We start from the raw sequence: 6,786 nt of genomic DNA, 5'->3' as shown, positions 1-6,786 counted from the left end.
ACGGCCACGATGTCGTCCAGCCGGTCCCGGATCGAGGTGAAGTCCGGCAGGATCACGTCCACGCCGGGCTGGGTCTCCTCGGGGAACAGCACGCCGCAGTCGACGATGAGCAGCTTGCCCGCGTGCTCGAAGACGGTCATGTTGCGGCCGATCTCACCCAGACCGCCCAGGGCGATGACCCGCAGCCCCCCTTCGGGAAGGGGCGGGGCGGCTTTCAGCTCTGGATGCGGATGACTCATACCCTGACGGTACCCGGAGAGCGGGATGGGATGATCCATTGCCTGTGTGATCTCTCAGCCCGACGGAGCGGGGCACCTGCAGCGGCTGCCGAAACCATCTGTGAATTGCTTTTCGCGATGTCGGCGTCATGTCCGCTGGCCCGGGAGTCGGCGGAAGCCCGGCGTGCATGACAGACCCCCCACCGCAGCCGTTGCGGCCGAATAGGATTCTGAGACTGCTGCATGCGCTGGAGAGGACATCCCGGGCGGACTCGGTGATCGACGCTGCGGGCAGGGTCTGGACCGTACGCGCTCTGCCGTTGGGGTGCGGCCGCGACGCGCTGCACGGCAGGTGCTTGAGGCAACGGGGCATCCGCTGATGGTGCGGTTGCCGATCGGCACCTGGCTGTCGGCGGCGCTCTTGGACATGCGGCTACCGGGCTCCATCGCACCGGACAGATTCGTTGAGAGCCTGCCGCACGCGAGCCGGAAGATTCACAGCCCACATGCTACGCACCGCGCGCGGTCTACGAACGTGGAAAGCCCCTCCAGCCAGGACAGCGCATCGTGCTGTGCCGGTGCCGCTCAGGCCGACATCGTCCTGGCCGCAGTCCCCGCCCACACCCTGCGCGTTCTGCACATCGTCGGCCTCGACCAGATCTTCTCCTTCCACCCCGACAGCGAGGCCGCTACCCGGTCCCGAGCCGTGTGACGGTGTGGTGAGCGTCCGCGGTGTGTGTGGTGGGCACCCGGGTACGCGAGAGAACAGACAACCGAAAAGCACCGAATGGCGGTGAATCCAACGAAAGGGCATCGTGTGGTCCTCCCGCTGAGTAATCAGACAGCCGACAAGCATGGTCGGGATGAGGGCACCCCGCTGCGCTACGGCGCGACCTGGGGGGAAGGCGCGGCCTGTGCCGCAGACGCCCGTCGGGCCTTGCGCGCCTTGCTCAGCCGCGCCCCCCGAACCGGCAGCACGGCAGTGCCGACCGCCTTGGCCGTCGACGCCGAACTCGCCGCCAGTGAGCTGGTAACCAACGCCGTCCGGCATGCTCCGGGCCCCTGCGGGATGACCCTGCAGCTGTCCAGCGACGAGTTGACGATCACCGTGTGGGACAGTTCCGCCGAGAAGCCGGCGGCGAAGAAGGCCGACCCGCGCCGCATCGGCGGTCATGGGCTGCACCTGGTGCACACGGTCAGCGACAGGGTCGTCGTCGCACTCCGTGAAACGGGAAAACGGATCACCGCCCATCTGTCCCTGACACCGAACCAGAGCACCACTGGTCTCGGCGAAATGGCACTACCGGGCTGAACGCCAGCGTTACCGGTCCGTAGCTGACAGCGAAGGCAGCATGCTCTGCGGACGACAAGCGCACCGCACCCGCTCGGCCGCCGGCTCGTCGCGGCACCGAGGTGTTCTCGACCGGCGCCCGCCACGGGCGCAGCGATGAGATCTGGTCAGCGGGATGACCGGTGTCCCGGCCTGTGAGGTTGCGGGTCTTCACATGCTCTCGTGATGGGCATTCGCCCTCTGCGGGCCTGTGTCTGCTCGGGTGACCGAGGCTGGCGGGAAGGAATCGTCACAACTGCGGCCCGCGCGGTGACGTCATCGGTGGATGGCCATGGACATAACCGGCGCCGACACGGGCAGATGGCTGTCGTTGTCGTCGACGATGACGGACACGTCGCCTGTGCCAACGGCCGCGGCCCGAAGCGGGCTGGGTCACTGCTTCGGGGAGCTCCGCGGGCAGGATTTTCACGACCTGCTGCACCGCGACCGTCACGGGCACGCCACGCCCCGCCCGCGCTGTCGGCTGACAAACGCTTTTCTCGGCCTTGTTCTCGTATAGCTACAGCGAACGTACATGTAGGACTACGTGATGTTCGGAGCTGGCCTCTCTCCCAGGGCCTGGGTTGATCATCCTGGCGTCGATCGAATGACGGCGGGGGCTGAATCGATGTCGATGGCCCAACGGAATGCGGGGTGTCCCCACGGTGGAGGGGCTGGTGACGGAGTCGTTACCTGTATGCGGAGGTGGGCGGGCTGTCGGTCACGTCGGTGGCTGTGGCGTGGACGGGCAGGAGTGAGTCGACGCCGGTCATGCTGAGCATGCGCATCAGGCGGTCGGGGACGGCGGCGAGGCTGAGCGAGCCGCCCGCTTCCTGGGCCGCGTGCCAGATGCCGATGATCGCGCTGAGACCGGCGGAGTCGCAGAAGCCGACCTGTGCCAGGTCCAGGACCAGGCGCGGGTGTCCTTGGTCGATGATTTCCAGGGCCCCGGTGCGCAGGGAGGGCGCGGTCTGCACGTCCATATCTCCGACGATCGTGGCGATGGCGAGGCCGGGGTGGGGGTAGTGAACAGTCAGGTGAAGTGTGTGGGTCACGTCGGTCATCACTCCTGACCGAAGTGTTCGGGTGCGGCGGTGGTGTGGGCGGTGGCGGCGACGCCGGTGCCGAGTGCGGATTCGGCGTCAGGTACGGACAGGGCCAGCAGGGCCACGTCGTCGCCGACTCCGTCGGGCATCGAGGCCAGCAACGTGACTGTTTCTTCGACCAGGGCGGTGGCGGTCACGGGCCCTGTGCGCCGGTGGAGGAAGCCGGTCAGGCCGTCCTCGCCGAGCATGGCGCCTTGCGGAGTGTGGGCTTCGGTCAGCCCGTCGGTGTAGAGGAACAGTCCCTCCCCGGAGGCCAGCGAGAAGGTGCTCTGGGCGAAGTGTGCCTGGGGGAAGGCTCCGATGAGCATGCCGCCCTTGGGGCGTACCGACTTGACCCATACCGCGCCGCTGTCGTCGGGGCGCACGTGGTAGGCCGGCGGGTGGCCGCCGGTGGCCACTGTGACGCTGAAGCCACCGTCCTCCAGAGGTGCCAGGAGGCCGAAGAGGGCGGTGCAAAATCGGCTTCCGGCGGTGACGTCGGTGAGCAGGACGGTGTTGAGTGTGCTCAGGACGGTGACCGGGTCCGGGTCGATCTGGGCCGCGACGCGCAGGGTGTGGCGGGCGAGGGCGGTGACGGTCGCCGCCTCGGGGCCCTTGCCGCACACGTCACCGAGGAAGAACGCCCACCGGCTGCCGTCGACGGGGAAGACGTCGTAGAAGTCGCCGCCCACGTCGTGGACGGAGGCGGTGTGATAGTGGCAGGCCAGCTCAAGGCCGGGCACCACGGGAAGGGCCGGGGGCAGCAGGGTGCGCTGGAGGGTGGAGGCGAACGCGGCGATGGCGCTCTTGTCCTTCTCCGCCTGTTCCCGCGCCGCCTGTTCCGCCTCCCGCCGCTCCTGCTCGTTGCGTAGTGCGCGCAGCGCCGACAGCCGCAGCTCCATCTCGTCCAGCACGATCGCGGCGAGGTCGGCCAGGGTGGCGGTGTCGTCCTCGGTGATGGAGCGCGGCTTGGTGTCGAGGACGTTGACCGTGCCCAGCCGGTGGCCGTCGGGGGTGATGATCGGGGCGGCGGCGTAGAAGCGCACACCCATCTCTCCGGCGACCAGCGGATTGTCTGCCGCCACGGGATCGCGAAGGGTGTCGGGGATGACCAGGGCGTCATCGCGCAGAATCGCCGAGCCGCACAGGCCCGGATCGCGGCCGATTTCCTTGACGCCCTCCAGGCCGTGTGCGGCCTTGAACCAGATGCGGTCGGTGTCCACGATCGTGACCGTGGCCACGGGGACATCGAAGAGGCGGGCGGCCATCGCCGCCACCCGGTCGAACGCGCCGTCGGGCGGAGTGTCGAGAATGTCGTAGCGGCGTACCGCAGTCATACGGGCCGCTTCCACCCCTGGGTCCGGGACCAGCTCGGGGCGCCGCCCGGGCACCGGGGCTGCCGCCGCAGCGTGCTGGGGCATCGGCTTTCCTCTCCGTCGATGGGCCGCGGCGAGCGGCACGGACCGACGCAGCGTAGGTCGAGTACTCGTCCGAACGCCAATGCCGCGGCAAATGCCGGATTTACTGCGGCGGAGCCGCTGCGGTGATCACCGCGGCCTGGGGCGGGTGATTCCGGCCGCCGGGGTGAGGTGTACGCATTCACTGCGGCGGTGCCGGGAGGGCGGAGCGCCGTGACCATCGGACCAGTGACCGAACTCGGGAGCTGGGGCGCGCTTCGGCTGCCCCGTGCCCGGGTGGTGCCCCTGTCCGCCCCTCCTTCGTCGTACGCCGCGGCGGTCGAGCGGTACCTCACCAGCGCGGGCATCGCGAAGTCCTCCGCGCGGATCTACCGGATCTCGCCGACGACGTGGGGATGGATGCTCGCCGGCGAACCCGCCCCGACCGCCCCGCCCGCAGGGGCACGAGGCCGCCCGTCTTCCCTGTCGCCGCGAACATGCCAGTAGATCATCACGCCGGGGCCCCGGTAGCGCTGGTGTCACTCGGTCATCAGGTTCGACGGCCAACGCAGTGAAGCACATAGCCGAGGTCCCCTGGCGACCATGATCATTGCCTCGCTCGCTCGCGGCGACGACGAGCTGTGGCGACTGTGCCGGACGAACGCCGGTCACCCTCCTCCGCTGTTGGTCAGCCACGACGGTCGTGCCCGCTACCTCACCGACGCACGGCATCCTGCTCGGGACCGGACCGACCCGGTCTCGCCCCGATGCCTGCACCGTCCTGCCACCCCGCACCACGGTCTGCTCCACACCGACGGCCTGGTGGAGTCACCACACCGCTCCATCGACCACGGACTGGACCGGCTGCGTCGACACGTGGCCTCTCTTGCCCGCTGCCCTGTGGATTCCTTCTGCTACTGGAGCAGGTCCGCCCCGGCTACGACGACGACGACGTCGCCATGCTGGCGCTGCGCACACCCGCCTTCCGCCTTCGTATAGACAGTCAGCTCGTGGTGCCCCGCGCGGCTCCTCCTTCTCGAGCCAAGCCCGGCAGGCGACGACCAGCACCAGACCACGGCTGTTGCCATCGTGAGTCCGCAGGCGGCTTTCAGGCGTCTGGGAGGCCGGAATACCGACGGGTAGAGTTAATCCGAATTCGGTGGCTTCATGGCCCCGGTTGCCGGAGTGGCACCGGCGAGCCAGAGATCGCGCGGTGGGAAGGGGTGAGGTTCCCCCGCTGTGCGGGGCGGCTGACTAGCTGCTCAGGGCGGTTTGACGTGGTTTCAGGTTCGTTGACGCCGCCGACATCCTTGCAAGCCGCAGGGCAGGGCCACTCGGGGCGCGCCGGGCGTGCGTCGAGTGGAAGCGAGAAGATTTCGGGAATGCCGAGCGGATGCCGGGGTAGACGCGTGCAGGCTGGCCGAGGAGTCGGGAAGACGAGTTCACATCGACTGGGAGGGGCGCATGATGCCGACGACGACCGCGCAGTCTGCGGAGCGGGCGACGGACGTACCGGAGATCGCGGACCCTTCCAAGGTGGCTCCGAAGGACGCGCGGGAGTTGTCGAAGCTGTTCTTCGAGCAGCTGGCGGTGCTGGAGGAGGGCACGCCCGAGTACCAGTACGCGCGTCACACGCTGATCGAGATGAACATGTCCCTGGTCCGCTACGCGGCCGGCCGGTTCCGCAGCCGTGGGCCGGAGGAGATGGAGGACATCGTCCAGGTCGGCATGATCGGACTGATCAAGGCCATCGACCGGTTCGAGCTGTCCCGCGAGGTCGAGTTCACCTCCTTCGCGATCCCCTACGTCGTCGGTGAGATCAAGCGGTTCTTCCGCGACACTTCTTGGGCGGTGCACGTTCCGCGCCGGCTGCAGGAGGCGCGCGTCCAGCTGGCCCGTGCCACCGAGGAGCTGCGCAGCCGGCTGGGCCGGACACCGACGACCAAGGAGCTTTCCGAGCTGATGAGCCTTCCGGAGGACGAGGTCGTCGAGGCGCGGCTGGCCTCCAACGGCTACAAGTCGGCTTCTCTGGACGCGGCGATCAGTGGCAGCGAGGACGGCGAGGCAGCGCTCGCTGACTTCATCGGCAACGAGGACGTGGCCCTCGGCCTGGTCGAGGACTTCCACGCCTTGGCCCCGATGATCGCCGAGCTGGACGAGCGCGACCGGAAGATCATTCACTGGCGGTTCGTCGAGGAACTCACCCAGGCAGAGATCGGCGAACGTCTCGGCGTCTCCCAGATGCACGTCTCCCGGCTGATCTCCCGTCTCCTGGCCCGCTTGCGCGAAGGCATGCTCAGCACCTCCTGAGGGTTGTCAGTCCGGCAGCCGAGGGTTGACCCGGCGCCCCGCCGGTGGAGCGACGCAGGTGGCGGGCTTGGTGCCTCACTTCGCCACCTTCGGTCAACGCGCGGGTGTAACGGCTGATCCCAAAAGGGGGCTGTCACGGCATAACGCCGGGCAGGCCCCTTTTCGGATTACCGGTGGGAGGCGTGGTCAGTGCTTGAATGCCTCCTTAGCCTCGCGGGCATCATCCGTGACCATCCGGGCTTCCATTGGCCCTTCCCAGGGCTTCCTTGACCTTGCCCGCGGTGGTTTCTGAGCCGTGGACCGAGCTGCCGCACGGTCCGCGCGGCAGCGACGGGCCTCCGCTGCTGGTCCGCCAGGGCTTGATCAAGTTCCGTTGAGGTCGGGCTTGTAGGTGATGCCCAGGATGGGGAGGGCCCGTTCGGGTTGGTCGCGGATGGCGCGGGTGG

At 68.4% G+C, this 6,786-nt stretch carries 6 protein-coding genes and 2 pseudogenes; 5 read left to right on the top strand and 3 right to left on the bottom strand.

The features are described 5' to 3' along the window. Window positions 1-239: pseudogene (locus ACFZDC_RS41730) on the bottom strand (RNase J family beta-CASP ribonuclease); the annotation flags it as partial. A 553-nt stretch (window positions 240-792) separates the two neighbouring features. Between ACFZDC_RS41730 and ACFZDC_RS41725 the strand changes: the two are divergent. Both ACFZDC_RS41725 and ACFZDC_RS41720 read left to right on the top strand, forming a co-directional pair. Then, window positions 793-930 (top strand): annotated as a pseudogene (locus ACFZDC_RS41725) (anti-anti-sigma factor); the annotation flags it as partial. Between the two features lie 105 nt (window positions 931-1,035). Further along, window positions 1,036-1,530, top strand: a complete 495-nt coding sequence (locus ACFZDC_RS41720) for an ATP-binding protein (RefSeq protein WP_391332302.1) — start codon at window positions 1,036-1,038, stop codon at window positions 1,528-1,530. A gap of 707 nt (window positions 1,531-2,237) precedes the next feature. Here ACFZDC_RS41720 and ACFZDC_RS41715 read toward each other — a convergent pair. Beyond that, complete coding sequence (locus ACFZDC_RS41715; RefSeq protein WP_391332300.1) at window positions 2,238-2,603, bottom strand: anti-sigma factor antagonist; 366 nt, start codon at window positions 2,601-2,603, stop codon at window positions 2,238-2,240. 8 nt (window positions 2,604-2,611) lie between these two features. Continuing rightward, window positions 2,612-4,054 (bottom strand): SpoIIE family protein phosphatase, encoded by a 1,443-nt coding sequence (locus ACFZDC_RS41710; RefSeq protein ID WP_391332298.1) that lies wholly within the window; start codon window positions 4,052-4,054, stop codon window positions 2,612-2,614. Between the two features lie 210 nt (window positions 4,055-4,264). Here ACFZDC_RS41710 and ACFZDC_RS41705 point away from each other — a divergent pair, with 210 nt between their 5' ends. The 3 genes from ACFZDC_RS41705 to ACFZDC_RS41695 all read left to right on the top strand — a co-directional run bounded on the left by ACFZDC_RS41705 (window position 4,265) and on the right by ACFZDC_RS41695 (window position 6,340). Beyond that, on the top strand, window positions 4,265-4,537 hold the full coding sequence (locus ACFZDC_RS41705; protein WP_391332296.1) for a hypothetical protein: 273 nt from the start codon (window positions 4,265-4,267) through the stop codon (window positions 4,535-4,537). Between the two features lie 96 nt (window positions 4,538-4,633). Then, complete coding sequence (locus tag ACFZDC_RS41700; protein WP_391332294.1) at window positions 4,634-5,029, top strand: SpoIIE family protein phosphatase; 396 nt, start codon at window positions 4,634-4,636, stop codon at window positions 5,027-5,029. Between the two features lie 468 nt (window positions 5,030-5,497). After that, entirely contained in the window at window positions 5,498-6,340 is an 843-nt protein-coding gene (locus tag ACFZDC_RS41695; RefSeq protein ID WP_391332303.1) for a SigB/SigF/SigG family RNA polymerase sigma factor, read from the top strand. Window positions 6,341-6,786: the final 446 nt, after the last annotated feature.

Source organism: Streptomyces sp. NPDC007905, assembly GCF_042959345.1.
In the GTDB taxonomy this organism is placed as follows: Bacteria; Actinomycetota; Actinomycetes; order Streptomycetales; family Streptomycetaceae; genus Streptomyces.
This window is presented reverse-complemented; position numbering and strand designations above follow the sequence as displayed.

Excerpts from the sequence above, each read along its gene's own strand:
- ACFZDC_RS41710 (WP_391332298.1), bottom strand. The coding sequence starts at position 4,054 with ATGCCCCAGCACGCTGCGGCGGCAGCCCCGGTGCCCGGGCGGCGCCCC.
- ACFZDC_RS41700 (WP_391332294.1), top strand. The coding sequence starts at position 4,634 with ATGATCATTGCCTCGCTCGCTCGCGGCGACGACGAGCTGTGGCGACTG.
- ACFZDC_RS41695 (WP_391332303.1), top strand. The coding sequence starts at position 5,498 with ATGCCGACGACGACCGCGCAGTCTGCGGAGCGGGCGACGGACGTACCG.